This is a genomic window from Streptomyces sp. NPDC001137, from assembly GCF_040298885.1.
Taxonomy (GTDB): domain Bacteria; phylum Actinomycetota; class Actinomycetes; order Streptomycetales; family Streptomycetaceae; genus Streptomyces.
Genome location: NZ_JBEPBA010000026.1, coordinates 129,625 through 154,607 on the forward strand (window position 1 = coordinate 129,625; position 24,983 = coordinate 154,607).

A 24,983-nucleotide genomic window follows, 5' to 3' on the forward strand; every position below is an offset into this window, starting at 1 on the left:
CACTCGGTCTCCTTCGGGCCGGCCTCATGGTTGAGGCACAGAGATGGCACAGGTGGGGCACAGAGTTGCGGCGAGCGAGGAGAGGGTGTCATCCGAGCCGGTCTGTTTGACAGACCGCCGTCAAGACTTTACGTGTTTGTATCCGAAAGCCGTTACTGGAGATCCGCTATACGGACAGGTGGGGTCCGGTCAACTACACATTCGACAAGCGCAGTTGAGCGCCAGATCGTCACACCTGCCGCTCGAGATCGGCCAGGCGGGTTGCGGCTCATGCGGGCGGGGCGTGAAGGTCCTTCCGCAGTACCGCGCAGGGACGGCCGAGTTGGCGGTCGAGGCGGTGGTCGATCACCTCGTAGCCGAGAGTGGTCCAGAAGGTGAGGGCCTTGGGGTTGTTGTCGAGTACGGCGAGGCGTACGGCGTCCCGGCCGCTCGCTCGGAAACGTTCCTCGACGAGAGTGGCGAGTCGGCGCCCGTAGCCGCGACCGTGCACGTCCGCGTCCACCATCAGCAGCCCGATCCACGGATCCGGGTCGGCCTGGTCGGGGTGATGGGCGAGGGTGATGGCGATTCCGACCAGGCGTCCTTCGCTGCGGGCGAGCAGGACGTCGACGTCCGGGTTCACGAACTCGTCCGCCAGCGCGGTCGCCACCTGCTCAGGCCGGATGTCGTCCGGGTCCGGGAAGTCGCCGCTGAGGGCGTGGAACTCGCGGTTGGAGGCGTAGAGGGCCGTGAGCTCGGTGAGCAGCTCGGCGGGGAGGGCGCCGTCTTTCGGGGTGAGCTGTTCGAGGAGCATGGGGCGACAGTATCCGCAGCATGCGCTGACCTTTGGGAAGATTTCCCGGTAGCCACACCACGATTCCGGGGACGGAAGACGATGACGACACCGCCGCAGCCGCCGTACGGCCATCAGCCCCAGTACGGCCAGCAGCCACCGCCCCCACCGCCGCACCCACCGGCCACGGCTCCGGCGGGCTTCGGTCCGCCGCCACCGCAGTACGCCGCCCCGCATCCGGGTGCGTATGCCCCGGTCCCGACTCCGCCCCAACCGCCTGCCGAAGGGCCGGAGTTCATGGCCGTCGACGTCCACAACTCGGTCGTGGTCGACATCGCGGGGGTTGCCTTCGAGGATCACGGTGCGGCCATCGAGTTCTCCTGGCAGGAGATCGGCAGCATCCACTACAAGGCGAGCCCGAACGGCAAGGCGCTGATGGTGGCGGTGGTGCTGCCGAGCGGCCAGTTCTACGAGTGCGTGGTGCAGGCGAAGCCGAGGTCGCAGCTGGGGGAGTGGTTTGCGCAGTTGGCGGCGGTGTTGGGGTACTACCGGCCGATGGGCTGGTAGCGCGGCAGGCCGGAGACCATCGGCGTCACCACGAACGGCGTAGTTGCTGCTCGGGTCGTGCCGATCGAGGTGGATGACATCCCCTACGTATCCGACCGACCCGATGGGGGATCTCTGGACGCAGGTGCGGCCGGGGCCCTCGGTGTCGACCGAGGGCCCCGGGACCGCTGTGCGTGTGCGGTGTGCGTCAGACGTTCACGCCGAAGTCCTGCGCAATGCCCACCAGGCCCGAGGCGTAGCCCTGGCCCACCGCGCGGAACTTCCACTCCGCGCCGTTGCGGTAGAGCTCGCCGAAGACCATGGCCGTCTCCGTGGCCGCGTCCTCCGAGAGGTCGTAGCGGGCGATCTCGGCGCCGCCGGCCTGGTTGATGATGCGGATGTAGGCGTTGCGGACCTGGCCGAAGTTCTGCGAGCGGTTCTCCGCGTCGTAGATGGAGACCGGGAAGACGATCTTGTCGATGTCGGCCGGGAGGCCCGCCAGGTTGACGTTGATCGCCTCGTCGTCGCCCTCGCCCTCGCCGGTGCGGTTGTCACCGGTGTGGACGATGGTGTTGTCCGGGGTCTGCTTGTTGTTGAAGAAGACGAAGTGGGCGTCCGAGAAGACCTTGCCCTGAGCGTTGACCGCGATCGCGGAGGCGTCGAGGTCGAAGTCCGTGCCCGTGGTGGTGCGGACGTCCCAGCCGAGGCCCACGGTGACGGCGGTCAGGCCCGGAGCCTCCTTGGTGAGCGAGACGTTGCCACCCTTGGACAGGCTTACAGCCATGGTTGGGAGTCCTTTCCCTCGTTTTGCGTACGGCGGTGCGGCCGGTACGGGTCGTACGGGCATGAAGCTACAGCTACCCCTACCAACGCCAAGAGGGGCACCGAAGGTTCCATGTGTCTTTACTTTCTTTACCGAACTTCGGGTGAACGATATTCGCGTGACGTGTGCCGGTCAGCTGCGCAACCATGGACGGCATGTCCGGTCCCTACCTCATCCGCGGCTCCGTCTCGCTCCCCGAGGCCGAGCTCATGTGGCGTTTCTCGCGGTCGTCGGGGCCCGGCGGGCAGCACGTCAACACCAGTGACTCGCAGGTGGAGCTGCGCTTCGACCTGGCGAGGACCGAGGCGCTGCCCGAGGTGTGGAAGGCGCGGGCGTTGGAGCGGCTCGCCGGCCGGCTCGTCGACGGGGTCGTAGTCGTCCGTGCCTCCGAGCACCGGTCCCAGTGGCGCAACCGCGAGACCGCCGCCGTACGGCTCGCCTCCCTTCTCGCCGAGGCCAGCGCACCGCCGCCCAAGCCGCGCCGGCCGACCCGTATTCCGCGCGGGATCAATGAGCGGCGGTTGCGGGAGAAGAAGCAGCGCTCCGATACGAAGCGGGGGCGGTCCGGGCGGGACTGGTCGTAACGACTGGGGCGGAAAGGTCCCCGGCTATTCGTAGAACGTCCCTTGTTCTTTGCCCTTTGGCGCATCCCGCTGTCACATCCCCGCCTCCCCGTACGTCATGTGAGTGAGAGCCGACAACGGACCTGTGAGCGGGGAGCGGTGGCGATGAGCGAAAGCGAAGTTCCGAACGACCTTCCGGCGGAGAAGGAATTTCTTGCCCGGCGATTCGAATCACACCGGAGTCATCTGCGGGCCGTTGCCTACCGAATGCTCGGTTCCGGCGCCGAGGCAGATGACGCGGTGCAGGAGGCGTGGTTTCGGCTGAGCCGCAGTGACACCCGGCGGGTGGACAACCTCGGGGGCTGGCTCACGACGGTGGTCGGGCGGGTCTGTCTGGACATGCTGCGCTCTCGCAAATCGCGGGCGGAGGAGCCGTTGGAGAGCGGTACGGCCATCGCACGCGTGGCGGATGCCTTCGCCGCCGACCCGGAGCAGGACGCACTCCTCGCCGACTCCGTGGGCGTCGCGCTGCTCGTCGTACTCGAGACGCTGACGCCTGCTGAGCGGCTGGCGTTCGTGCTGCACGACCTGTTCGCGGTGTCGTACGAGGAGGTCGCGGAGATCGTGGGGCGGAGCCCTGAGGCGGCGCGGCAGTTGGCCAGTCGGGCGCGGCGCCGGGTGCAGGGCGCCCAGGCGCACGATGCCGGCCGGGTGCGGCAGCGGGAGGTCGTGGACGCGTTTCTGGCGGCCGCGCGGGAGGGTGACTTCGACGCCCTGGTGGAGTTGCTCGACCCGGACGTCGTCGCGCGCACCGATGTCGGTGTGACCACGGGGGCGGCGGCGGTCGCCAAGGGTGCGTCCAGCTTCCGGCACTTCGGGGCCGTGTCGCGGCCCGCGCTGGTCGACGGTGTCACGGGGCTCGCCGTGTTCATCGACGGGCGGCTGGACCGGACGCTGGCCTTCACCTTCGTACGGGACCGGATCGCGGTCATCGACATCGTGCTGGACGCCGCGCGGGTGGCCGAGCAGGACGTCACCCTTGTCGACTAGGACAGCCCCTAACGGCCTCGTCCTCAAACGCCGGACGGGCTGAAAATGCCTGACCGGACCCCGGGTGCGATGCCCCTCGACCGTCCGACAGGCGGAAAGACACGGACTCGCGCCCCCAGAGCACGCCCCTCGGGTCGGTGGGGAATCGGTGCCCCGGTTGTCGTCATGCTCGCACCCAGGGGTGCATCCACGCGCGCGTGGATGATCCGCAGTTCACCCCAGCTGCCGGTACCGGCCCCGGAAGTACGCCAGCGGCCCCCCGTCCGCGCTCGGCACCCCCGCCGTCAGCACCCGTCCGATCACCAGCGTGTGGTCTCCCGCCCGTACCCGCTGTTCCGTGCGGCACTCCAGGGTCGCCAGGGCGCCGCCCACCAGGGGAGCCCCGGTCGCCTCTCCCCGTACGTACGGGATGTCCTCGAACAGCAGTCGGTCGCTGATGCGGCCCTTCATGGCGAAGCGGCCGGCGATGTGGCGCTGGCTCTCCGAGAGGACCGAGACCGCCCACAGGGGCTGCTCGTCGAGCAGGTCGTCCATGCGGGAGCCCTCGCGCAGGCTGACCAGGACCAGGGGCGGGTCGAGGGAGACGGACATGAAGGCCGTGGCCGTCATGCCGACGTCCTCGCCGCCCGGTGCCGTCGGGTCGTCCGGGTCGAGCGGCGGCTCCTGCGCGGTCACCAGGACCACACCCGCGGCCAGCCGGGACATGGCGGCGCGGAACTCCTCGTTGCTCACCCCCTCAGCATGCCCGGAGCCGGGCGGGGCAGTGATCGGGAACGTGGCAGCGGGAGTGTTCGGCACGCCCGAGACGCTAGTGTCCGCCCTGCGCGGGCCGCATCGGGCCCCGGGCCGATACCGGACCTAGGACCATCGGCGGAGTTCAGCGGAGTTCAATGAGTTCGCCGTACCCTTGGGCGGCGCGCCTTCACATAGCCACAAAGTTTGCGTTCAGTAAACGCACAGCGAAAACACAGAAACACCACTCAATTGTTCATCTTTAGCTGTGACTTGAGTCACAAGAGCCACTAATTGTTGACCCTGTGTACCGAGTGGGCAGCGCGCTGTGATTCAGTGGCTGGGAAGCTGCCAATGACGATACGCCGATGAGAACCCTTGATTCGCTGCGAGGTCTCGGGGGGAGGGCGAGCATGGAGACCGAGTCGGAGCCCTACGTCCGTCTTGCGACCCTGCGACAACTGCACCAGGTCATGGCTGACATGAACACGGCCCGAAGCCTGGCGGACACGCTGCAGACCGTCGCCGACGGCGTGGTCAACGGTCTCGGGTACGAGCTGGCGTGCGTCAATCTCGTACGTCCGGACGGAGATCTCGTCGTCGCCGCCTTCGCCGGAAACCCCGCGGCCGAGGCGCTCATCACCGGCCGCGTCGGCTCCCGCGAGTCCTGGGAGCGCCGTCTGAGCATGGGCGAGCACTGGGGCGACCTGGTCTTCATATCGCACACCGAGGGCTGGGTCCTCGACGACGACGACGTCCCGCAGTGGTACACCGACGGCCCGGCGCCCCGCTTCGAGGACGAGTGGCACCCCTCGGACCGGCTGTTCGCGCCCATGTACACGCCCCCCTCTCCCGGCGGCAGCTGCGGTGAGCTGATCGGCGTCCTGTCCGTGGACCGGCCGCGCAACGGCCGGCGGCCGGGCGCATGGGGTCGCGAAGCGCTCCAGATGTATGCGTTCCAGGCCGCCATCGCGATCAGCAACGCGCGTCTACGTGCGAATATGCAGCGGGCACTGGTCAGACTCGAAAGGGAGCAGCAGGCCCTGCGGGCGAGCGAGGAAAGCTTCAGGCAGGCCTTCGAGTACGCCCCCTCCGGCATGGCGATCGCCGAGATGGGCGGGGACCAGCACGGCCGGATCCTGCGCACCAACGACGCGCTGTGCCGCCTGCTCGGCCGCCCCGCCTCCGCGATGCGCCGCTACGCCTTCTCCGACCTCGTCCACCCCGAGGACATCGGCACCCTGCTGAGGACGTCGGCGGAGGGCGGCAGGGCGGAACTCCGCCTGGGACGCCGGGACGGCACGTACGTGTGGGTGTCGCTGCGCAACTCCGTCGTCGCGGACGCGGCCGACGGGCCCCGTTTCCTGCTCACCCACGTCGAGGACATAGAGGATCGCAAGCGGCGTGAGCTCCAGCTCGCCCACCGCGCCTCCCACGACTCGCTGACCGGCCTGCCGAACTCCGCCGAGCTGCGCTCCCGGCTCTCCTCCCGCCTCTGTCAGCGCGCCGGCCAACCCGGCGCCCTGGAGTCCCTGGACGCGGCGTACGGCCATCCCGTCTACGACGCGGGCGGCCACGGCTTCGACTTCCGGCCGGGCGGCGTCGAGGTGTACGACGGGTACGACCACCATGTGCACACCGCCGCGCCCCAGAGCGAGCACGACGACGGCACCAAGGGGCTCGCGGTCCTCTTCTGCGACCTGGACGGCTTCAAGTCGATCAACGACCGGTTCGGGCACAACGCGGGTGACGCGGTTCTCATCGAGGTCGCCCGGCGGCTGTCGCGGGCCGTGCGCGACGGCGACACGGTCGCGCGGCTCGGCGGCGACGAGTTCGTGATCCTCGCGGACGGGCTCGGCCGGGCCGACGCCCAGGACCTGGCCGTACGCCTGCGCAACGAGATCATCCAGCCGATCCGGGCCGAGGGGCGGGCCGTGCGCGTGGGCGCCAGCTTCGGCATCGGGTGGGCGCACTGCGGCATGACTGCGGACGAAGTGTTGAAGTCCGCCGACGAGCGGATGTACGTAGAGAAACGATCTCGTCCCAAACAACACAGACGCGCGGGCTGATCTCCAGGTCAGGGGCCGGGTCCGCGGACGGATGCGATCCGAGTCACCCGTTTGGGGCAGCTGGAGCGGGTAGGCTCGCCATTCTGACCCCACGCATCGCGTTCGACCCGCACCGCTGAGGAGTACCACGGAGATGACGTCCGGCAACAACGGCGCCAGCACGCCCGAGGACGACGACCCGTTCGGCTACCTCTACGCCGACGGGCAGGCCAACGGAGCGCAGCCGCCGTCCGGTGGCGGCGGCTACGGCTACCCGGGCTCCGTCAACCGGGTGCGGGCCGTCGGCCAGCGGCAGTACGGCCAGCCCGCCCAGGCCCAGCAGACGGCCGCCTACGGCCAGGTCCCGCAGCAGCAGGGCGCCTACGGCCAGCCGAGCGCCCACTACGCGGCGCCGGAGACGCTTCCCGGCGGCGGCGCTCCCACGGCCCCGCAGCAGCCGGCGTACAGCGGCGGCGGTGGCCGCCGCGGCCCCAACACCAAGGGGCTGCTGATCGGCGCGATCGCGGTGGTCGCCGCGGTGGTGATCGGCATCGGCGTGGCGATGATGAACGGCAACTCCAAGGACGACAAGGCGGGCGGCGGTTCCTCCAGCACGCCGTCCACCTCGCAGAGCTCGAAGCCGAGCCAGTCGGCGAGCAGCAATGCTTCGGCGGAGCTGCCGAAGTCCGACGCGAAGGATCTTCAGCTGGGCGGTACGGCGGCGAAGGCTTCGGACGTCCAGGGCGCCGGGGCCGACGGCGGTGTCTACGTGGGCAACCTCAACAATGTCGGCTCTTCCGTCACCTGGACGATCGACAATCTCTCCGAGGACGGCGCCTACACCCTCTTTGCGACCTACAGCGTCCCTGGTCAGGACCAGTCGATGACGCTCCTCGTCAACGGCAAGCCCTTCGGCCAGAAGTTCAACCTGGGTAACTTCGCGCATGCCGCGGACGGAGACTTCGTCAAGGGCTGGACGAGGAGCTACGTGTGGCCCGACCTCAAGAAGGGCCCGAACACGCTTACCTTGACCTGCCAGGCCGGCGACAAGTGCAACGTCCTGCTGGACCAGCTGTACCTGAAGAAGGGCCACGTCAAGAGCTAGGTGTGCTTGTGACGGCTTGAATACGCGGCGATGGCCGTTGGAACGTCACACGCTCCGACGGCCATCGTGGCGGGCCCTTTAGATACGTCCGCCCTGAACGCACATGATTGCAACCCAGCCTGTCCTGCCCGCCCAGCGCACCTTGACCCAGTGGTTGTCAGAGGGGCCGCCGTTCCAGCACTTGTATGAGCCCCCGGTGTGGTTCGTGCACGGTGTCGTGGTGCAAGGAACCCTGGTGTCAGGATTGCTGATCCGTGCGATCGTGGACGATGAGGTGCTCGTGCTGGTATGGATGTTGAAGGAATGACCGTCCGTCATCCAGACGCCAGCCTGTTCCGGTTCCGCCGCTGAGGCCGTGGAACCCATGGAGACGACGAGTCCCAGAGATGCGACCCCGAGAGTCGCGAGTTGCTTGATGGTTGATGCTTTGCGCACACTTTCCCCCAGCGAGAAGTAGATCTTTGGTCGCTGGAGATCATATGTTCTAAGGGTCGGCGTGCGGTGATGGCCATGAGTCATAGTTGGCTAGCTTCAAGCCGCGCCGACTTCCCTCGGCACTGTCGTCTGCCCCACCGGCTCCTCGTCCGCCCCAGGGGCGAACTCTCCCGCCACCGGCGCCAGTACGTCGCCGCCGATAGCGCCACCGCCTGGGACAGGCTGTCCGGCCACGGGAGTTGTTCCTTCAGCCCCGACAGCAGGCCCGCGACCGCCGAGTCGCTCGCGCCCGTCGGGTTGTCGTGGATGCGGGAGGGCGAGGTGGCTCGCGGTCATGCATTGGCCATAGCCGCCTGCGAATTCAGCGCGCGGGCCCGCACCTCGTGCACGGCCTCGCGCAGCGGCACCGCCTCTGCACACTCCTGTCCCAGGCTGATCCGACACCCTGCGGTACACAAGTGGTCGCCGGTGTCCCGTCGGCGGTTGTAGTGGCCGTGTGCTCCGGGGGAGGCGGTCAGCGCGGTGAATGCCCATTGCCGGCCGGTCGCGGCCAGTCGGCTGTTCTTGATCCGCCGGTGGGCGACGTGGCGGCCCTTGCCTGACTGGCGGGTCACAGGTGCGCTTCCGGCAAAGGCTTTCAGATTGTCGGCGTGGGTGAACCGGGCGCGGTCGTCGCCGATCTCGGCGAGAATCCGTGCGCCAGTGAGCGTGGCCAGGCCGGGGAAGCTCGTGATGATCTCGGCGTCGGGATGCTGCAGGAAAAGTTCTTCTGTGTCGGATGCGAGGTCGTCACATGCCTGGCAGGCTGCGTCGAGCTGGGCAAGGAGGGCGAGTGTCTGCCGGCCCATTGCTTTCTCGACCAGGGCGGGTTGGCGAAGCCGGCTCGGGCGGAACACCTCGAGCAGCCAGTCGGTCTCGGTTTCGATGAGGCGTTGGCGTCCTGCTTTGGTGCCGGCAGTCCTCAGCCGCCCGTGGGGCAGTCGGGCGGCCTCAGCCGGAGTGGACGCGATCGACAGGATGGTGCGGGCCTCTGGGGAGAGCAGCCGCTCGCGCTTCGCTGCGAACGCCTCAAGGATCGCGGGGTAGTGCTCACGCAGGTGTGACCGGAGCCGGTTGTGAGCGCGTGTGCGGTCCCAGGCCGCGTCCTGCTGAGCTCGTGCGAGGACGGCAATTGCCCTGACCAGGTCCGAGTCGGTCGGCGCGGGCGATGGAACTCGCTATCCGTGCCGGTCACGGTATCGGGCGACGGCCATCGGGTTGATGGCATAGACCTGGCGTCCGGATCCCCGCAGGCAGGCGACCAGGAGTCCGCGGGAGGTCTCGATCGCCACCGGGATGGGACGTCGGCGTCAAGCCGCGGCAGGAAGGACCACCCGGCGACCTAATAGAAGCGCTCTCGGGCGCACCACCACATCAGCCGTCCGTGGGCCCAGCCCTGCCCAGAGTCCTCGCTCTCGTGAAGAGCTCGAAGGTCTGGCCGATTGGGAGGTGGCTCTGGGAACGGCTCGAATCACGGCACCGTACGACGACTGGAGTCCGCATGGCAGGGGCCTGAACCGCGTCCGTCTTGTCGAAGCACTCCTGGCGCTGCGTATATCCCAGACGTCTCGCTCTGGCCCTTGCCGACCGGCCCAACCGACCAACGCACATGTGTATTAGGCGTATTCGGCGCGGGCGATCCGGCAGAAACTGCGGAGCCGCGGTCTCCGCGCGGTCATCCCGGAACGGGTCGACCAGAAGGCCAACCGCCTGCGGCGCGGAAAGGCCGACGGCAGACCGCCGGCCTTCGACCGCGAGCTCAACAAGGGCGCGAACATCATCAGATTCTCGTGCGAGCAGGGAAACCAGGTGACGTGTTGTTCGATCAGTTGTGGCTAGTGAAGGGCTGTGCCGGGAACTGATTGGCTGAACACAAGTACCGCCGCCTCCCCACGACGGCGGTGCTCCCCGCTCTTGGTTGTTGCCGGCCTATTAGTGCCAGGCCGTGCAGGAGTTTACAATGGTGTTGCCCTCAAGTGTGGCGACTTGCACGCCGATCTCAAAGAGACCGCTGCTGTCAGAAGCTGTAGAGGTCCAGGTTTTGGTCGTACCCGCTCCATCCAGGTTCTTGTGCCAAGGCCAGTTGCGTGTCTTTCCGTTAACGTTCTTGCTCAGAAGTCGGATCCCGACGGAGTGTCTATCGCCCTTAATGTCGACCAGGTTGAATTCCAGGCCGACTTTGGCGTCCGGGCCGTACCAATTGCTGATTGCCACGCCCCCGGAAGCGCCCGTAGTTGTGCATCCTCGGTTGGCGACGTCGACAGCGTGAGCAGGACTCGTGATTATCATGGTTAGGAGGAGAGTTGCGCTTGCGGCAATTGTCATGCCGAGCTTTTTCTGCAGTTTAATCCCTACTCGGACTTATGGGTAAATGGGTGGTTGATGGATGAGGTGATCTTACTTGGTTGTCGGTTATTGGTGAACGGACACCTAATAATTGGCCGAAACGTTCCTCCGTGAGGAGCTACGCCACGCTGACGTCGCGGGTCACCGCAACCCGCCCCACCAGCTCCTCGTACGCCCCCAGGTCGAACTCCCCCGCCACCGGCGCCAGTACGGTCGCCGCTGACAGGGCGACCGCCCGGGACAGCCGTTCCGGCCACGGGAGTTGTTCCGCCAGGCCCGACAGCAGGCCCGCGACCGCCGAGTCGCCCGCGCCCGTCGGGTTGCCGTGGAGGCGGGCCGGCGGGGTGGCGCGCCAGCGGCCCTCGGGAGTGACCGCCAGGAGGCCGTCCGTGCCGAGGGAGGCGACGACCGAGCGGGCGCCCCGGCGGCGGGTGTCCTGGGCGCCGCGCAGGGGGTCGTGGGAGCCGGTGAGTTCGGCCAGTTCGTCGGTGTTCGGTTTGACGAGGTCCGGGCGGGCGGCGACTCCGCGGCGCAGGGGCTCGCCGCTGGTGTCCAGGAGTACGGGGACGCCGGCCGCCTTCGCGAGACGTATCAGGCCCGCGTACGCGCCCACCGGAACCCCCGGCGGCAGGCTGCCGCACAGGGCCACCGCGGACGCCGGCGCGAGCAGGTCCTCGTAGGCCTCCTGGAAGGCGGACCACTCGGCGGGGGTGATGGTGGGGCCCGGTTCGTTGAGCTGCGTGGTGTCGCCTGTGCGAGCGTCCACCAGCGCGATCGTGCGCCTTGTCGGACCCGCGACCGGGACGAGGGCGTCCACCAGGCCGGGTGTGGCGGTCAGCAGGTCCTGGACCGTGCGGCCCGTGGCGCCGCCAGTGAAGCCGGTGACCGTCACCTCGTGGCCGAGGGCCGCGAGCACCCGCGCCACGTTCACGCCCTTGCCGCCCGGCCGTTCGGTCACCTCGGTGATCCGGTGCGAGGCGTGCGGCTTGAGCGCCGGTATGCGGTATGTGAGGTCGAGAGCGGTGTTCAGCGTGACCGTGAGGATCACCTCGGCCGACCTCCCCCGAAGACGAATGCGATGCGCCCGCCGAAACGGACGGCGGCCGTCCCAGTTTCGCAGGACAACCGCCGCCCCCAACAGCCGGACACATCACCCCAGTTGGGGATCGACCACCCATTCTCCGCGGCGCATCACGCCCTTGAGGGCGAATTGATGGTCGAGAACCACCAGGTCGGCGTCCTTTCCGGGCTCCAGGGAGCCGATCCGGTCGTACAGGCCCAGCAGCTTGGCCGGATTGGCCGAGATGGCGGTGACGACGTCCTCCACGGGCAGCCCGTCCACCGTCACCGCCCGCTGGAACGCCCGGTCCAGCGTGAGCGTCGACCCCGCGATCGAGCCGCCTTCGACAAGGCGGGCCACACCCTCGGTGACCTCCACCTCCAGGGGGCCGAGCAGATAGCGTCCGTCGCCGAAACCGGCCGCGTCCATCGCGTCCGTGATGAGGGCGACCCGGTCCGCGCCGGCGTGATGGAAGGCCAGCTGGAGGGCGGCCGGATGCAGATGTGTGCCGTCGTTGATGAGCTCGACGGTGACGCGTTCGTCCTCCAGGAGGGCGGTGATCGGGCCGGGGGCCCGGTGGCCGATCTGCGGCATCGCATTGAAGAGGTGGGTGGCGACCGTGGCGCCCGCGTCGATCGCCGCCACCGTCTGCTCGTACGTCGCGTCGGTGTGGCCGATCGCCGCGACGACGCCGAGTTCGGCCAGGAGGCGTACGGAGTCGAGGCCGCCGGGGAGTTCGGTGGCGAGGGTGACCATCTTGGCCCGGCCGCGGGCCGCGTCGATCAGTTTGCGCACCTGAGCCGGGTCCGGGTCGCGCAGCAGCTTCTCGGAGTGGGCGCCCTTGCGGCACGGGGAGATGAACGGGCCCTCGAAGTGGATGCCGGCGATGTCGCCCTGCTCGGCGAGCTCGCTCAGCAGGCCCGCCCGCTGGGCGAGGAGATCCATGTCGTCCGTGACCGTCGAGGCGACCAGGGTGGTCGTGCCGTGCAGACGGTGGGTGTGGATGCCCTTGAGGACGTCCTCGACGGTGCCCGAGGTGAATGAGGCTCCGCCGCCGCCGTGGTTGTGGAGGTCGACGAAGCCCGGCACCAGCGTGCAGCCGGACATGTCGATTACCTGGGCGGTGCCCTGCGGGGCTTGGGCGGCGATTCGGGTGCCGTCGACCACCACTTGGCTGTATTCGACCGTTCCGGTGGGGAGAACCACGTTGGCGCCGGAGAGCACCAGGGGGGTGGCGGCCGTCGCGGGCTGCGGGTGCGTCGTGGTTGATCGCGCCCACGCGGCGGTGGCCGCAAATTCAACAGGGCCCCGCGCCCCTGGGGGAGTTGCCATCAGCGCGTTACCTCCGTGCCGTCAGTTGTAGTGAGGAGATCCCAGGCCAGTAGCCCGGCGCCGAGGCAACCGGCGGTGTCGCCCAGGGCCGCTGGAACGATCTGCGGCAGTTTCTGGAACGTGACCCGCCGCCCGACGGCCTCCCGCAGCGGTGTGAACAAGGTGTCCCCCGCCTCCGCGAGGCCGCCACCGATGATCAGGATGCGGGGGTCCAGCAGGGTGAGGGCGGTGACCAGGCCGTCGGCCAGGGCGTCGACCGCGTGCTGCCAGACCCGTACGGCGTTCGGGTCGCCGGACGCGACGGCCTTCGCGCAGTCGGCGGCGTCCGCGTCCGGGTCCCCGCAGGCCTGCGCCCAGGCCTCGCTGACCGCCGCCGCGGAGGCATAGCGCTCCAGGCAGCCCCGCTGGCCGCAGGGACAGGGGCTGCCCCCGGGCCGTACGACGATGTGGCCGATCTCGCCCGCGAAGCCGTGCGCGCCCGCCTCCACCCGGCCCGCGATGCCGATCGCGCCCGCGATGCCGGTGCCGAGGGGGACGAAGAGGAAGCGGTCGGCGCCCTGTCCGGCGCCGATGCGGCCCTCCGCGAGACCGCCGGTGCGTACGTCGTGGCCGAGGGCGACCGGGGTGCCGAGCCGCTTCGCGAGCAGATCGCGCAGAGGTACGTCGCGCCAGCCGAGGTTGGCCGCGTAGGAGGCGATGCCCCGGTCGGCGTCGACGATGCCGGGGACGGCGACGCCGGCGGCGGACGCGGGCTCGCCGAAGTGCTCGGCGCCGTGGGCACTGAGCTCGGCGGCGAAGTCGAGGATGCCCTCGACGACCGCTTCCGGCCCGCGTTCGCGGCCGGTCGCCCGGCGGGCCTGGTGGAGGAGGGCGCCGTCCTGCGCGACCAGCGCGGCCTTCATCCCGGTGCCGCCCACATCCAGGGCGATGACATGTCTCACGGGGGACAGTGTGGCCCGAGGACCCGCAAGAGGTCTAGTCCACTTACGTGGTGTAGACCTATCGTGTCCACATGTTGAACAGCGAGACAGTAGGGTTGGGGTCACCAGCAGTGCAGCGGCGGGGTAGGACAGGAACGATCGCGGCGGTGTCCGCACTGGGCATGACGGCGGTCCTCGGCGGCTGCGGCCTGACCGGCGGCGGCTCGGGGGACGTCACTCTGAGACTGGTCGCCGCGGACTACGGCGACTCCGCCGACAACAGCTCCCAGAAGTACTGGGACCGGCTGGTCGAGGAGTACGAGAGCAAGCACTCCGGCGTGAAGATCGACGTCACCGTGTACTCCTGGAACGACGTGGACCGCAAGGTCAAGGAGCTGGTCGAGGCGGGCAAGGCGCCCGACATGGCGCAGATAGGCGCGTACGCCGACTACGCGGACAAGGGTCTGCTCTACTCGGCCGACGACATGCTCTCCATCAGCACGCAGGCCGACTTCGCCTCGCAGCTGGCCACCGCGGGGCAGGTGAAGGGCGTGCAGTACGGGCTGCCGTTCGCCGCCTCCACACGACTGCTCTTCTACAACAAGACGCTCTTCAAGAACGCCGGGCTCACCCCGCCGAAGACCTGGAACGAGCTCGCCGCCGACGCCAAGGTGCTCAAGGCGCGCGGCGTGAAGTACCCCTACGCGCTTCCGCTCGGGCCGGAGGAGGCGCAGGCCGAGACCATGCAGTGGCTGCTGAGCGGCGGCGGCGGTTACACCGACACCGTCGGCACCTACGGCTTCGACTCCGCGCAGAACGTCGACACCTTCAACTGGCTCAAGGACGACCTGGTCGACAAGGGCCTGACCGGTCCCGTCGCGCCCGGCAGCCTCAACCGGGCCACCGCCTTCGCGGCCTTCGCCAAGGGCGAGGTCGGCATGCTCAACGGGCACCCCTCGCTGATGAAGATCGCCGCGAAGAAGGGCGTGAAGTTCGGCATGGTGCCGATGCCCGGCAAGGACGGCGAGAGCAAGAACGCCATGGGCGTGGCCGACTGGATGATGGCCTTCAAGAAGAACGGCCACGCCGAGCAGGTCGGCAAGTTCCTCGACTTCGTCTACAGCGAGAAGAACGTGCTCGCCTTCTCCCGCGAGTACGACCTGCTGCCGGTCACCACCTCCGCCTCCGACGCCATGAGCACGGGCAAGCAGGACGCAGCCCTGGCGCCGTTCCTGAAGCAGCTGCCGCTGTCCGAGCTCTACCCGGTCGACAAGACCTCCTGGGCCTCGGTCGCCGTGGCCGTCAAGAAGCACATAGGCAGCGCGGTGGCCCCCGGCGGCAACCCCGCGGCCACCCTCGCGCAGCTCGAGTCGACGGCGTCCATGGCGGAGAACTCGCATTAGGCCCTGTCGTTCGGATCAGCTCGGCGTCGCTGTCAGTGGCGGGGGTTACGGTTCAGGACATGGACCAGGAGCAGTCGGCAGGCCGCGAGCCGCGCGAGCCGCTGGGCGAGCGCGAGCAGGCCGTCCTCGCCCTCGAGCGCCGGGGCTTTCCGGGCCCCGGCGCCAAGGAGCGCGCCATACGCGAGGAGCTGGGCCTGGCGCCCGTCCGCTACTACCAGCTGCTCAACGCCCTGCTGGACGACGAGCGGGCCTTGGCCCACGACCCGGTGACGGTGAACAGGTTGCGCAGGGTGCGGGAGACCCGCCGAGCGGAGCGCTGACGGCCGGCGCTCCCCTGAGCCATGGGTGCGCCCTGCCCCGCGCGGTTATGGTCACCGTATGGGCACCCATACGGACACGGACTCGACGCACTCCATGGACCCCCTGCCGACCCCCGCCACGCAGGCGGGCCGGGACGGACTCGCCGCGATCCTCGCGAACCCCGCGAAAGCGGTGGTGGGCCTGGACTTCGACGGCACCCTCGCCCCGATCGTGCCGGACCCCGAGCAGGCCCGCGCCCACCCGGAGGCGGTGCCCGTGCTCGCCGCACTCGCACCGAGGATCGCCTCCGTCGCGGTGGTCACCGGCCGCCCGGCCGGCGTCGCCGTGCGGCACGGCGGCTTCGCCGGGGTCCCCGGCCTGGAGCACCTGGTCGTCCTCGGCCACTACGGCGCCGAGCGCTGGGACGCGGTCAGCGGCAACGTCAGCGCACCCGCTCCCCACCCCGGGGTCGCCGCGGTCCGCGCCGAACTCCCCGGCTTCCTCGACCGCATCGGCGCCTGGCAGGGCACCTGGATCGAGGAGAAGGGCCGCGCCGTCGCGGTCCACACCCGCCGCGCCTCCGACCCCCAAGCCGCCTTCGAGGCCCTGCGCGCCCCCCTCACCGACCTCGCCACCCGCCACGGCCTGATCGTCGAACCCGGCCGCATGGTCCTCGAACTGCGCCCCCCGGGCATGGACAAGGGGGTGGCCCTCCTGGAGTACGTCCGCGAGATCGACGCGTCGGCGGTCCTCTACGCAGGCGACGACCTCGGCGACCTCCCCGCCTTCGCCGCCGTCGACAAACTCCGCTCCGACGGCACCCCCGGCCTCCTGGTCTGCAGCGGCAGCGACGAGGTGACGGAACTACGGGAACGAGCGGACCTGGTGGTGGACGGCCCGGAGGGGGTCGTACGCCTACTGCGAGCCCTGGCGGGGCATGTCAGCCCGTCCGGCGTTTGAGGACAAGGCCCTTCAAGGGCCGAAAGGCGGGGGTCTGGGGGCGGCAGCCCCCAGCCTCAGCCGCGCAAGGCCTCCAGCTGCTCAAGAAACCACTGCGCCGGCGGCAACGCCGTAGCCGCAGCAGCAAGCCGCTTGCTGCGCTCGGCCCGCTCAGCCGCCGGCAGGCTCAACGCGGCGTGCAGCGCCTCCGCCGTCCCGATCACGTCGTACGGATTCACCGTGATCGCGTCCTCGCCCAGCTCGGCGTAGGCACCCGCTTCCCGCGACAGCACCAGCGCGCAGCCCTCGTCGGAGACGACCGGCACCTCCTTCGCCACCAGGTTCATGCCGTCCCGGATCGGGTTGACGAGGGCCACGTCGGCCAGCCGGTAAGCGGCCAGCGAGCGCGCGAAGTCGTCCTTGACGTGCAGCACGACCGGTGTCCAACCCGGCGTCCCGAAGCGGGAGTTGATCTCCTCGGCCACCCGCTGCACCTCGGCCGTGTAGTCGCGGTACACGGCGAGGTCCTGCCGGGAGGGGTAGGCGAACGCGACGTGCACGACCCGCTCCCGCCACTCGGGGCGGCCCTCCAGCAGCTGCCGGTACGCCAGCAGCCCGCGCACGATGTTCTTCGACAGCTCGGTGCGGTCGACCCGCACCACCGTTTTGCGGCCGGCGCCGATCTCCTCCTTCAGCGCGGCCATCCGCTCGGCCACATCGGCCTCGTGCGACCGCTTGCGCAGGAAGTCCGCGTCCGCGCCGAGGCCGTGCACGCCGATCCGGGTGCCGCCGAGGCCGCCCACCACCGCCGAGGCGCACGCGGTGAACGCGTCCGCCCAGCGCCGGGTCAGAAAGCCCAGCCGGTCGGCGCCCAGCATGCCGTGCAGCAGCTGCTCGGCGATGTCGTCCGGCAGCATCCGGAAGTAGTCCACCGGCGCCCACGGAGTGTGCGAGAAGTGCCCGATCCTGAGGTCCGGCCGCAACTCCCGCAGCATCCCCGGCACCAGACACAGGTGATAGTCCTGCACCAGCACCGCCGCGCCCTCGGCCGCCTCCTGGGCGAGCGCCTCGGCGAAGGCGCGGTTGTAGGTCTCGTACGAGGCCCACTGCCGCCGGAACTCCGCGTCGAAGACCGGCTCGAGCGGGGTCTGGTACAGCATGTGGTGCACGAACCACAGCACCGAGTTCGCGATGCCGTTGTACGCGTCGGCGTGCACACCGGCCGGGATGTCCAGCATCCGCACACCGTCCTCGCCGACCCCGCGCCGTACCGCCTCGCGGTCGCCGTCGGACAGCGCCGAACACACCCACAGGGCGTCCGCGTCGGGCCCGATCGCGGACAGGCCGGAGACCAGCCCGCCGCCACCGCGCCTGGCGGCCAGCGAGCCGTCCTCCTGCACTTCGTACGAGACCGGGCCGCGGTTGGACGCGACCAGCACCTGATGACCAGCGGAGTGCGTGGAAGCCATACGCCTCAACCTAGCCCGGCCCGGAAACGCTCAAACGTACGGCTGGGCTCTGCGGGTGGACCGTATACACCGCCCGCACCGCGTAACGCGCAGCCTCAGGCGACCTTGCGCGACGCGTACTCCGCGATCTCCACCATCGGCGGCCGCTCCTCCGTGTCCACGGAGTAGGTGCGCGGCTCGAAGCCGTCCTCGCCCCGTTCGAACTGGGTGAGGGAGGGACGGATGAGATGGCCGCGGGCCAGCCGCAGCTGTGCCGTGCGGTAGATCGCGGCGGACATCCGGCCCAGCGCCTGCCCGTCCTGGTGGCGGTGCTTGCGCACCCCGACGTCCACCTGGGCGAGTGCGTCGAGGCCCACCAGGTGCAGGGCGTCGACCAGCATGCCCAGCTCGACGCCGTACCCGACGGGGAACGGCAGCTGTTCCAGCAGGCTGCGCCGGGCCGCGTACTCGCCGCCGAGCGGCTGCACGAAGCCCGCCAGCTGCGGCCAGTGCATGTTCAGCAGGGGGCGCGCCATCAGCTCGGTGACCCGGCCGCCCTGGCCCTGCGCGCCGGCCAGCGGACGGTCGTACATGCCCTTGACGAGGTCGACCCCCGGGTCGGTGAGCAGCGGGCCGACGATCCCGGAGACGAAGTCGGAGGAGAACTCCTTCAGGTCGGCGTCGATGAAGCAGACGATGTCCCCGCTCGTGACCAGGAGCGAGCGCCACAGCACCTCGCCCTTGCCGGGGACGGTCGGGATGCGGGGCAGGATGTCGTCGCGGTGGACGACCCTGGCCCCGGCCGCCGCGGCGACCTCGGACGTACGGTCGGTGGATCCGGAGTCGACGACGACGATCTCGTCGACCAGCGGGACCTGCTGCATGAGGTCGTGACGGATGATCGCGACGATGTCGCCGACCGTCTCCTCCTCGTTGAGCGCGGGCAGCACGACACTGACCGACTGGCCCGTGCGCTGCTTTGCGGCCAGGATCTTGTGCAGCGGGCGATCGGTCAGCGACCAGGAGCGGGTGGTCAGCCAGCGCTCGACTTCTTCCAGCACGTAGGCGGCTCCTCTGCGTTCTCTCGGCGATACCGGATCATCAGATGATCCATCTCGCGGTTCGGACGGCTATCTCAACTGTCCTGGCCTTCGGTTACAGTCTTGAACAACGCTGGTGACCATCGCATGTCGGGGGTCGCCCGGCGTTTACAACCGCATACCGCTCATCCAGAGGGGCAGAGGGATACGGCCCGATGAAGCCCCGGCAACCCTCCAGCCGGTCTCGTACCGATCGATGCTGATCGTTCCGCGAGGCTCCCGGCTAGGGAAGGTGCCAAATCCGTCTCACGGCGAGATGCGTCGTGAGGAAGATGAGGAGAAAGGGCCTCGCCTCACATGGCTGCGCAGACTGTTGCAAGCACCACCGACTCCACGACCGTCGACCTCGGTCCCGCCGCGGCGCTCTCCTGCCGCGAGTGCGGTCACCAGGTGCCCCTCGGCCCGGTCTTCGCCTGCGAGGAGTGTTTCGGCCCGCTCGAGATCGCGTACGACTTCTCGGCCTACGACACCGAGGAGCTCCGCAAGCAGATCGAGGCGGGTCCCGCGAACATCTGGCGTTACGCGCCCCTGCTGCCCGTCCCGGCGGACGTGGCCGACAAGCCCAACATCAACCCCGGTTGGACCAAGCTGGTCAAGGCCGACAACCTCGCCCGCGAGCTGGGCGTGACCGGGGGTCTGTACGTCAAGGACGACTCCGGCAACCCGACGCACTCCTTCAAGGACCGGGTCGTCGCCCAGGCCATCGAGGCCGCCCGCGCCTTCAACTTCACCACCCTGTCCTGCTCGTCGACCGGCAACCTGGCCGGTGCGGTGGGTGCCGCGGCCGCCCGCGCCGGCTTCCGGTCCTGCGTGTTCATCCCGCACGACCTGGAGCAGGGCAAGGTCGTCATGGCCGCGGTCTACGGCGGCGAGCTCGTCGGCATCGACGGCAACTACGACGACGTGAACCGTTTCTGCTCCGAGCTGATCGGCGACCCGGCCGGCGAGGGCTGGGGCTTCGTCAACGTCAACCTGCGGCCGTACTACGCCGAGGGCTCCAAGACCCTGGCGTACGAGATCTGCGAGCAGCTCGGCTGGCGGCTGCCGGACCAGCTGGTCGTGCCGATCGCCTCCGGCTCTCAGCTCACGAAGATCGACAAGGGGCTGCAGGAGCTGATCAAGCTGGGGCTCGTCGAGGACAAGCCGTACAAGATCTTCGGGGCGCAGGCGGAAGGGTGCAGCCCTGTCTCCGTCGCGTACAAGGCCGGGCACGACGTGGTGCGGCCGCAGAAGCCGAACACGATCGCCAAGTCGCTGGCCATCGGCAACCCGGCGGATGGTCCTTATGTTCTCGACATTGCCCGGCGTACCGGTGGGGCGGTGGAGGACGTGAACGACGAGCAGATCGTGGATGCGATTCGGCTGCTCGCCAAGACCGAGGGGATCTTCGCGGAGACCGCCGGTGGGGTGACCGTGGGTGTGACCCGCAAGTTGATCGAGAACGGTGTTCTCGACCCCGCCCTCACGACCGTCGTGCTGAACACGGGTGATGGCCTCAAGACCCTCGACGCGGTGGCCGGTACGGGGCTCACCGCGACGATTCGCCCGAGCCTTGAGTCGTTCCGTGAGGCGGGGCTCGCCTAGCAGGTAGTTGTTCGTCTGCGGGCCGGTGGGGGCTGGTCGCGCCCCGCGGCGGAGCCGCAAATCGACACGGCCCCGCGCCCCCAAAGACAAAGGCCCGTTTCCCTGACCGGAGGTTCATCGTGAGCGTCAACGTCCGCATCCCCACCATTCTCCGCACCTACACCGGCGGGCAGGCCGAGGTCACCGCCGAAGGCGGCACCCTCGGCGAGGTCATCGCCGATCTCGAGAAGAACCACACCGGGATCGCCGCTCGCGTTCTCGACGACCAGGGGAAGCTGCGCCGCTTCGTCAACGTGTACGTGAACGACGACGACGTGCGGTTCGAGCAGGGGCTGGAGACGGCGACTCCGGACGGGGCGGGCGTCTCGATCATTCCGGCCGTGGCCGGAGGCTGAGCGAAACAGGTCGGACGACCGATTATTACCGTCGGTAACGCTGATTACCGAGAGTTCATCGAATTGCCCCCTCCGTGAGAGAAGCGGAGGGGGCAATTCTGCATGGTTGAGCACGGTACAGTTGGGGAACCTGCACGACTCCGCTTGCCGCATGCATATGAGTTCCTGCTTCTCGGGCAGCGAGAAGTAGCCAAAGTGTGCAGGTTTTTTGCGCCTTATGCTCCATTTATGGGGCCCGACTTGCCCTGAATTCAGGCGAATTCTCCGTAAATTCCCGACCGGTCGTGCCCGGAATTCTCGTCCGATTGACCTGTTGCAGACGGCAGTTGGACAGATACATTCAGCCGCGGTCGACGCGTTCCGGCGCACGCCCCCAACCGTGGGGGGTGAGGTCTGACCCGGATCCGCGAAGTGTGGATCTGTGCAAGGGCCAGTAATAGGGGAGTTAGGCATGGCTCAGGGCACCGTCAAGTGGTTCAACGCGGAGAAGGGGTACGGCTTCATCGCGGTCGACGGTGGTGCGGATGTTTTCGTCCACTACAGTGCGATTCAGATGGACGGCTACCGCACCCTGGAAGAGGGTCAGCGGGTCGATTTCGAGATCTCGCAGGGCCAGAAGGGGCCGCAGGCGGACATGGTCCGTCTGGCGGCCGGCTGAAGCACGCGCCGGGTTAACTGCAGCGACGTTCTTCTGTTCTTGATCGAAGGGTCCGCACCTCACGGGGCGGGCCCTTCGGCATGTCCGGGGGCCTGGGTCGGTCCCGGGCGGGTGTCGCCCAGTACCCGGGAGCCGCTTGCGCCCGCCCGTCGCCCGACCACCACCCCTCAACGAGCACTCGCTGCGCGAGCGCGCCTTGCACTCTCATGGGTCGAGTGCTAATCATTGGCGTTAGCACTCTGAAGGTGAGAGTGACAATGAAGGACCGGGTCGGTGAGGCCCGCAGGCCGGGTGGGGAAGGAACCCACGAGGTGTGCGAGCCGTCCGTCGCGGGCGCGGGCGCGGTCCGAAGGAATCACCCCCAGTCCTGGAGGGACCACTTCACATGGCCAAGATCATCGCGTTCGACGAGGAGGCGCGGCGCGGCCTCGAGCGCGGCATGAACCAGCTCGCGGACGCCGTGAAGGTGACGCTCGGCCCCAAGGGCCGCAACGTCGTCCTCGAGAAGAAGTGGGGCGCCCCCACGATCACCAACGATGGTGTCTCCATCGCCAAGGAGATCGAACTCGAGGACCCGTACGAGAAGATCGGCGCCGAGCTGGTCAAGGAAGTCGCCAAGAAGACGGACGACGTCGCCGGTGACGGTACGACCACCGCGACCGTGCTCGCCCAGGCCCTGGTCAAGGAGGGCCTGCGCAACGTAGCCGCCGGCGCCAACCCGATGGCCCTCAAGCGCGGTATCGAGAAGGCCGTCGAGGCCGTCTCCGGTGCCCTGCTCGAGCAGGCCAAGGATGTCGAGACCAAGGAGCAGATCGCTTCCACGGCCTCCATCTCCGCCGCCGACACCCAGATCGGCGAGCTCATCGCCGAGGCCATGGACAAGGTCGGCAAGGAAGGCGTCATCACCGTCGAGGAGTCCCAGACCTTCGGTCTGGAGCTGGAGCTCACCGAGGGTATGCGCTTCGACAAGGGCTACATCTCGGCGTACTTCGCCACCGACATGGAGCGGATGGAGGCGTCGCTCGACGACCCGTACATCCTGATCGCCAACTCCAAGATCGCTTCCGTCAAGGACCTGCTCCCGCTCCTGGAGAAGGTCATGCAGTCGGGCAAGCCGCTGCTGATCATCGCCGAGGACGTCGAGGGCGAGGCCCTGTCGACCCTGGTCGTCAACAAGATCCGCGGCACCTTCAAGTCCGTCGCGGTCAAGGCCCCGGGCTTCGGCGACCGCCGCAAGGCGATGCTGAACGACATCGCCATCCTCACCGGTGGCGAGGTCATCTCCGAGGAGGTCGGTCTCAAGCTGGAGAACACCTCCCTCGACCTGCTGGGCCGCGCCCGCAAGGTGGTCATCACCAAGGACGAGACCACCATCGTCGACGGCGCCGGCTCCACGGAGCAGGTGCAGGGCCGGGTCAACCAGATCCGTGCCGAGATCGAGAACAGCGACTCGGACTACGACCGCGAGAAGCTGCAGGAGCGCCTGGCGAAGCTGGCCGGCGGTGTCGCGGTCATCAAGGCCGGTGCCGCCACCGAGGTGGAGCTCAAGGAGCGCAAGCACCGCATCGAGGACGCCGTCCGCAACGCGAAGGCCGCCGTCGAGGAGGGCATCGTCGCCGGTGGTGGCGTCGCGCTCATCCAGGCGTCCACCGTCTTCGAGAAGCTGGACCTCGAGGGTGACGAGGCGACCGGCGCCAACGCCGTGCGCATCGCGCTCGAGGCCCCGCTGAAGCAGATCGCCGTCAACGCCGGCCTCGAGGGCGGTGTCGTGGTGGAGAAGGTGCGCAACCTGACCCCGGGCCACGGCCTGAACGCCGCGACCGGCGAGTACGTCGACCTGGTCAAGGAAGGCATCATCGACCCGGCGAAGGTCACGCGCTCTGCCCTGCAGAACGCCGCCTCCATCGCCGCGCTCTTCCTCACCACCGAGGCCGTCATCGCCGACAAGCCGGAGAAGGCCGCCGCGCCCGCCGGTGGCGGTATGCCGGGCGGTGACATGGACTTCTGATCGGCCTCCGGCTGATCCGGGTTCCAACCGAGGGCGGCACTCCCTGGAAACAGGGGGTGCCGCCCTCGGGCGTGTTCGAGGTCATAGAAGATTTGATTAAGAGGGTGCAACAATGCGTGTGCACATACCCGGTTAACGCTGTCCCCGCACGAGGAGCCCACCCACGTGACCACCGCCCCCTCCCGCGCCGCCGAGATCCTCTCCCGGCCCACCGCGATCAACGGCCTGACCGTCCCCAACCGCATCGTCATGGCGCCGATGACGCGCATGTTCTCCCCGGGCGGCATCCCCGGCGAGGACGTGGTGTCGTACTACGCCCGCCGGGCCGCCGCCGGCGTCGGGCTCATCGTCACCGAGGGCACCTACGTGGGCCATGAGTCGGCCGGCAACAGCGACCGCGTCCCCCGGTTCCACGGCGAGGAGCAGCTCGCGGGCTGGCAGAAGGTCGCCGAGGCGGTGCACGCGGCGGGCGGCACGATCGTTCCGCAGCTGTGGCACATCGGCACGGTCCGCAACCAGGGTGACGCCCCCTACCCGGACGCGCCCTCGCACGGCCCGTCCGGTCTGCGTGTCACCGGCGTCGAGGACGCCACGCCCATGACGCAGTCCGACATCGACGCCGTCATCGGCGCGTTCGTCGAGTCCGCGGTCGCCGCCGAGCGCATCGGCTTCGACGGCGTCGAACTGCACGGCGCGCACGGCTACCTCCTCGACCAGTTCCTGTGGGCCGGCACCAACCGTCGTACGGACGCGTACGGCGGCGACCCCGTGGCCCGTACGAAGTTCGCGGCGGAGATCGTGGCGGCCGTGCGCGAGGCCGTCTCGCCGGAGTTCCCCGTCCTGTTCCGGTACTCGCAGTGGAAGCAGGAGGCCTACGACGCGCGGCTCGCCGAGACGCCGGAGGAACTGGAGGCGATTCTCGCCCCGCTGGCCGCGGCCGGTGTCGACGCGTTCCACGCCTCCACGCGGCGGTACTGGCTGCCGGAGTTCGAGGGCTCCGACCTCAACCTCGCGGGCTGGACGAAGAAGCTCACGGGCAGGCCGACCATCACCGTCGGGTCGGTCGGGCTCGACGGGGACTTCATCCGCGGGTTCGCCGGGGAGGGGTCGCCGGTCCGGGGGATCGACGACCTGCTGGACCGGCTGGAGCGGGAGGAGTACGACTTCGTCGCTGTCGGGCGGGCGCTGCTCCAGGATCCCGAGTGGGCGGCGAAGGTGTTGGCCGGGCGGAGTGAGGAGCTTCAGCCGTACTCGGCGAGTGCGTTGAAGACCCTGAGCTGAGCTGGGCCGTGCCCCGCTTTCCGGCTGCCCGAGGCGCACGTGGCGCTGTTCGTGGCCAACGCCGCCAACAACACCCACCTGCTGCGGCTGCCGCAG

At 69.0% G+C, this 24,983-nt stretch carries 23 protein-coding genes, 2 pseudogenes and 1 riboswitch; of the genes and pseudogenes, 15 read left to right on the top strand and 10 right to left on the bottom strand.

Annotation, left to right across the window (positions count from 1 at the left end):
* Positions 1 to 268 precede the first annotated feature (268 nt).
* Positions 269 to 793 carry a GNAT family N-acetyltransferase gene (locus tag ABT254_RS37700; RefSeq protein ID WP_351480730.1) on the bottom strand — a complete coding sequence of 175 codons (525 nt, stop codon included), beginning with the start codon at positions 791 to 793 and terminating at the stop codon, positions 269 to 271.
* Positions 794 to 874: 81 nt separating this feature from the next.
* Between ABT254_RS37700 and ABT254_RS37705 the strand changes: the two genes are divergently transcribed.
* A complete protein-coding gene (locus ABT254_RS37705) occupies positions 875 to 1,339 on the top strand; it encodes a hypothetical protein (RefSeq protein ID WP_351480733.1) in 465 nt (154 codons plus the stop codon).
* Between the two features lie 187 nt (positions 1,340 to 1,526).
* On the opposite strand, the gene ABT254_RS37710 is transcribed toward ABT254_RS37705, so the two are convergent.
* Positions 1,527 to 2,102 carry a TerD family protein gene (locus tag ABT254_RS37710; RefSeq protein WP_351480735.1) on the bottom strand — a complete coding sequence of 192 codons (576 nt, stop codon included), beginning with the start codon at positions 2,100 to 2,102 and terminating at the stop codon, positions 1,527 to 1,529.
* A gap of 185 nt (positions 2,103 to 2,287) precedes the next feature.
* Here ABT254_RS37710 and arfB point away from each other — a divergent pair, with 185 nt between their 5' ends.
* Positions 2,288 to 2,725: an alternative ribosome rescue aminoacyl-tRNA hydrolase ArfB gene (gene arfB, locus ABT254_RS37715; RefSeq protein ID WP_351480738.1), complete on the top strand. Its 438-nt coding sequence runs from the start codon at positions 2,288 to 2,290 to the stop codon at positions 2,723 to 2,725.
* 144 nt (positions 2,726 to 2,869) lie between these two features.
* Positions 2,870 to 3,754 carry a sigma-70 family RNA polymerase sigma factor gene (locus ABT254_RS37720; protein WP_351480740.1) on the top strand — a complete coding sequence of 295 codons (885 nt, stop codon included), beginning with the start codon at positions 2,870 to 2,872 and terminating at the stop codon, positions 3,752 to 3,754.
* Between the two features lie 213 nt (positions 3,755 to 3,967).
* On the opposite strand, the gene ABT254_RS37725 is transcribed toward ABT254_RS37720, so the two are convergent.
* A complete protein-coding gene (locus tag ABT254_RS37725; protein WP_351480742.1) occupies positions 3,968 to 4,552 on the bottom strand; it encodes a flavin reductase family protein in 585 nt (194 codons plus the stop codon).
* A gap of 347 nt (positions 4,553 to 4,899) precedes the next feature.
* Between ABT254_RS37725 and cdgB the strand changes: the two genes are divergently transcribed.
* The 3 genes from cdgB to ABT254_RS37740 all read left to right on the top strand — a co-directional run bounded on the left by cdgB (position 4,900) and on the right by ABT254_RS37740 (position 7,946).
* Positions 4,900 to 6,555, top strand: a complete 1,656-nt coding sequence (gene cdgB, locus ABT254_RS37730) for a diguanylate cyclase CdgB (RefSeq protein ID WP_351480744.1) — start codon at positions 4,900 to 4,902, stop codon at positions 6,553 to 6,555.
* 133 nt (positions 6,556 to 6,688) lie between these two features.
* Entirely contained in the window at positions 6,689 to 7,639 is a 951-nt protein-coding gene (locus ABT254_RS37735) for a carbohydrate-binding protein (protein ID WP_351480747.1), read from the top strand.
* A gap of 103 nt (positions 7,640 to 7,742) precedes the next feature.
* Positions 7,743 to 7,946: a hypothetical protein gene (locus ABT254_RS37740; RefSeq protein WP_351480750.1), complete on the top strand. Its 204-nt coding sequence runs from the start codon at positions 7,743 to 7,745 to the stop codon at positions 7,944 to 7,946.
* Positions 7,947 to 8,170: 224 nt separating this feature from the next.
* Here the strand turns inward: ABT254_RS37740 and ABT254_RS37745 are convergent.
* Both ABT254_RS37745 and ABT254_RS37750 read right to left on the bottom strand, forming a co-directional pair.
* Positions 8,171 to 8,403: pseudogene (locus ABT254_RS37745) on the bottom strand (1-phosphofructokinase); the annotation flags it as partial.
* A gap of 3 nt (positions 8,404 to 8,406) precedes the next feature.
* Complete coding sequence (locus ABT254_RS37750) at positions 8,407 to 8,970, bottom strand: transposase (RefSeq protein ID WP_351480752.1); 564 nt, start codon at positions 8,968 to 8,970, stop codon at positions 8,407 to 8,409.
* Between the two features lie 763 nt (positions 8,971 to 9,733).
* On the opposite strand from ABT254_RS37750, the pseudogene ABT254_RS37755 reads away from it, so the two are divergent.
* Positions 9,734 to 9,895: pseudogene (locus tag ABT254_RS37755) on the top strand (IS5/IS1182 family transposase); the annotation flags it as partial.
* A gap of 682 nt (positions 9,896 to 10,577) precedes the next feature.
* On the opposite strand, the gene ABT254_RS37760 reads toward ABT254_RS37755, so the two are convergent.
* The 3 genes from ABT254_RS37760 to ABT254_RS37770 all read right to left on the bottom strand — a co-directional run bounded on the left by ABT254_RS37760 (position 10,578) and on the right by ABT254_RS37770 (position 13,792).
* Positions 10,578 to 11,507 carry a 1-phosphofructokinase family hexose kinase gene (locus ABT254_RS37760; protein WP_351480755.1) on the bottom strand — a complete coding sequence of 310 codons (930 nt, stop codon included), beginning with the start codon at positions 11,505 to 11,507 and terminating at the stop codon, positions 10,578 to 10,580.
* A 102-nt stretch (positions 11,508 to 11,609) separates the two neighbouring features.
* Positions 11,610 to 12,743, bottom strand: a complete 1,134-nt coding sequence (gene nagA / locus ABT254_RS37765; protein ID WP_502972120.1) for an N-acetylglucosamine-6-phosphate deacetylase — start codon at positions 12,741 to 12,743, stop codon at positions 11,610 to 11,612.
* A gap of 107 nt (positions 12,744 to 12,850) precedes the next feature.
* A complete protein-coding gene (locus ABT254_RS37770) occupies positions 12,851 to 13,792 on the bottom strand; it encodes an ROK family protein (RefSeq protein WP_351480761.1) in 942 nt (313 codons plus the stop codon).
* A 71-nt stretch (positions 13,793 to 13,863) separates the two neighbouring features.
* On the opposite strand from ABT254_RS37770, the gene ABT254_RS37775 reads away from it, so the two are divergent.
* The 3 genes from ABT254_RS37775 to otsB are packed head-to-tail and all read left to right on the top strand — an operon-like array spanning position 13,864 to position 16,434.
* Positions 13,864 to 15,174 carry an ABC transporter substrate-binding protein gene (locus tag ABT254_RS37775; protein ID WP_450751676.1) on the top strand — a complete coding sequence of 437 codons (1,311 nt, stop codon included), beginning with the start codon at positions 13,864 to 13,866 and terminating at the stop codon, positions 15,172 to 15,174.
* A 59-nt stretch (positions 15,175 to 15,233) separates the two neighbouring features.
* Positions 15,234 to 15,494, top strand: a complete 261-nt coding sequence (locus ABT254_RS37780; RefSeq protein ID WP_351480763.1) for a DUF3263 domain-containing protein — start codon at positions 15,234 to 15,236, stop codon at positions 15,492 to 15,494.
* A 58-nt stretch (positions 15,495 to 15,552) separates the two neighbouring features.
* Complete coding sequence (gene otsB, locus ABT254_RS37785) at positions 15,553 to 16,434, top strand: trehalose-phosphatase (RefSeq protein ID WP_351480766.1); 882 nt, start codon at positions 15,553 to 15,555, stop codon at positions 16,432 to 16,434.
* A gap of 56 nt (positions 16,435 to 16,490) precedes the next feature.
* Here otsB and ABT254_RS37790 read toward each other — a convergent pair whose 3' ends face one another.
* Positions 16,491 to 17,882 (bottom strand): alpha,alpha-trehalose-phosphate synthase (UDP-forming), encoded by a 1,392-nt coding sequence (locus ABT254_RS37790; protein ID WP_351480768.1) that lies wholly within the window; start codon positions 17,880 to 17,882, stop codon positions 16,491 to 16,493.
* A 95-nt stretch (positions 17,883 to 17,977) separates the two neighbouring features.
* Positions 17,978 to 18,922: a glucosyl-3-phosphoglycerate synthase gene (locus ABT254_RS37795; protein ID WP_351480771.1), complete on the bottom strand. Its 945-nt coding sequence runs from the start codon at positions 18,920 to 18,922 to the stop codon at positions 17,978 to 17,980.
* Between the two features lie 161 nt (positions 18,923 to 19,083).
* Positions 19,084 to 19,240: riboswitch (SAM riboswitch) on the top strand.
* 18 nt (positions 19,241 to 19,258) lie between these two features.
* Between ABT254_RS37795 and thrC the strand changes: the two genes are divergently transcribed.
* The 5 genes from thrC (at position 19,259) to ABT254_RS37820 (ending at position 24,887) form a co-directional block, all read left to right on the top strand.
* A complete protein-coding gene (gene thrC, locus ABT254_RS37800; protein WP_351480774.1) occupies positions 19,259 to 20,545 on the top strand; it encodes a threonine synthase in 1,287 nt (428 codons plus the stop codon).
* A 119-nt stretch (positions 20,546 to 20,664) separates the two neighbouring features.
* On the top strand, positions 20,665 to 20,940 hold the full coding sequence (locus ABT254_RS37805; RefSeq protein WP_030941262.1) for a MoaD/ThiS family protein: 276 nt from the start codon (positions 20,665 to 20,667) through the stop codon (positions 20,938 to 20,940).
* Between the two features lie 451 nt (positions 20,941 to 21,391).
* Positions 21,392 to 21,598, top strand: a complete 207-nt coding sequence (locus ABT254_RS37810) for a cold-shock protein (protein ID WP_016436693.1) — start codon at positions 21,392 to 21,394, stop codon at positions 21,596 to 21,598.
* Between the two features lie 385 nt (positions 21,599 to 21,983).
* A complete protein-coding gene (gene groL / locus ABT254_RS37815) occupies positions 21,984 to 23,606 on the top strand; it encodes a chaperonin GroEL (RefSeq protein WP_351480779.1) in 1,623 nt (540 codons plus the stop codon).
* Positions 23,607 to 23,771: 165 nt separating this feature from the next.
* On the top strand, positions 23,772 to 24,887 hold the full coding sequence (locus ABT254_RS37820; RefSeq protein ID WP_351480781.1) for an NADH:flavin oxidoreductase: 1,116 nt from the start codon (positions 23,772 to 23,774) through the stop codon (positions 24,885 to 24,887).
* Positions 24,888 to 24,983 lie beyond the last annotated feature (96 nt).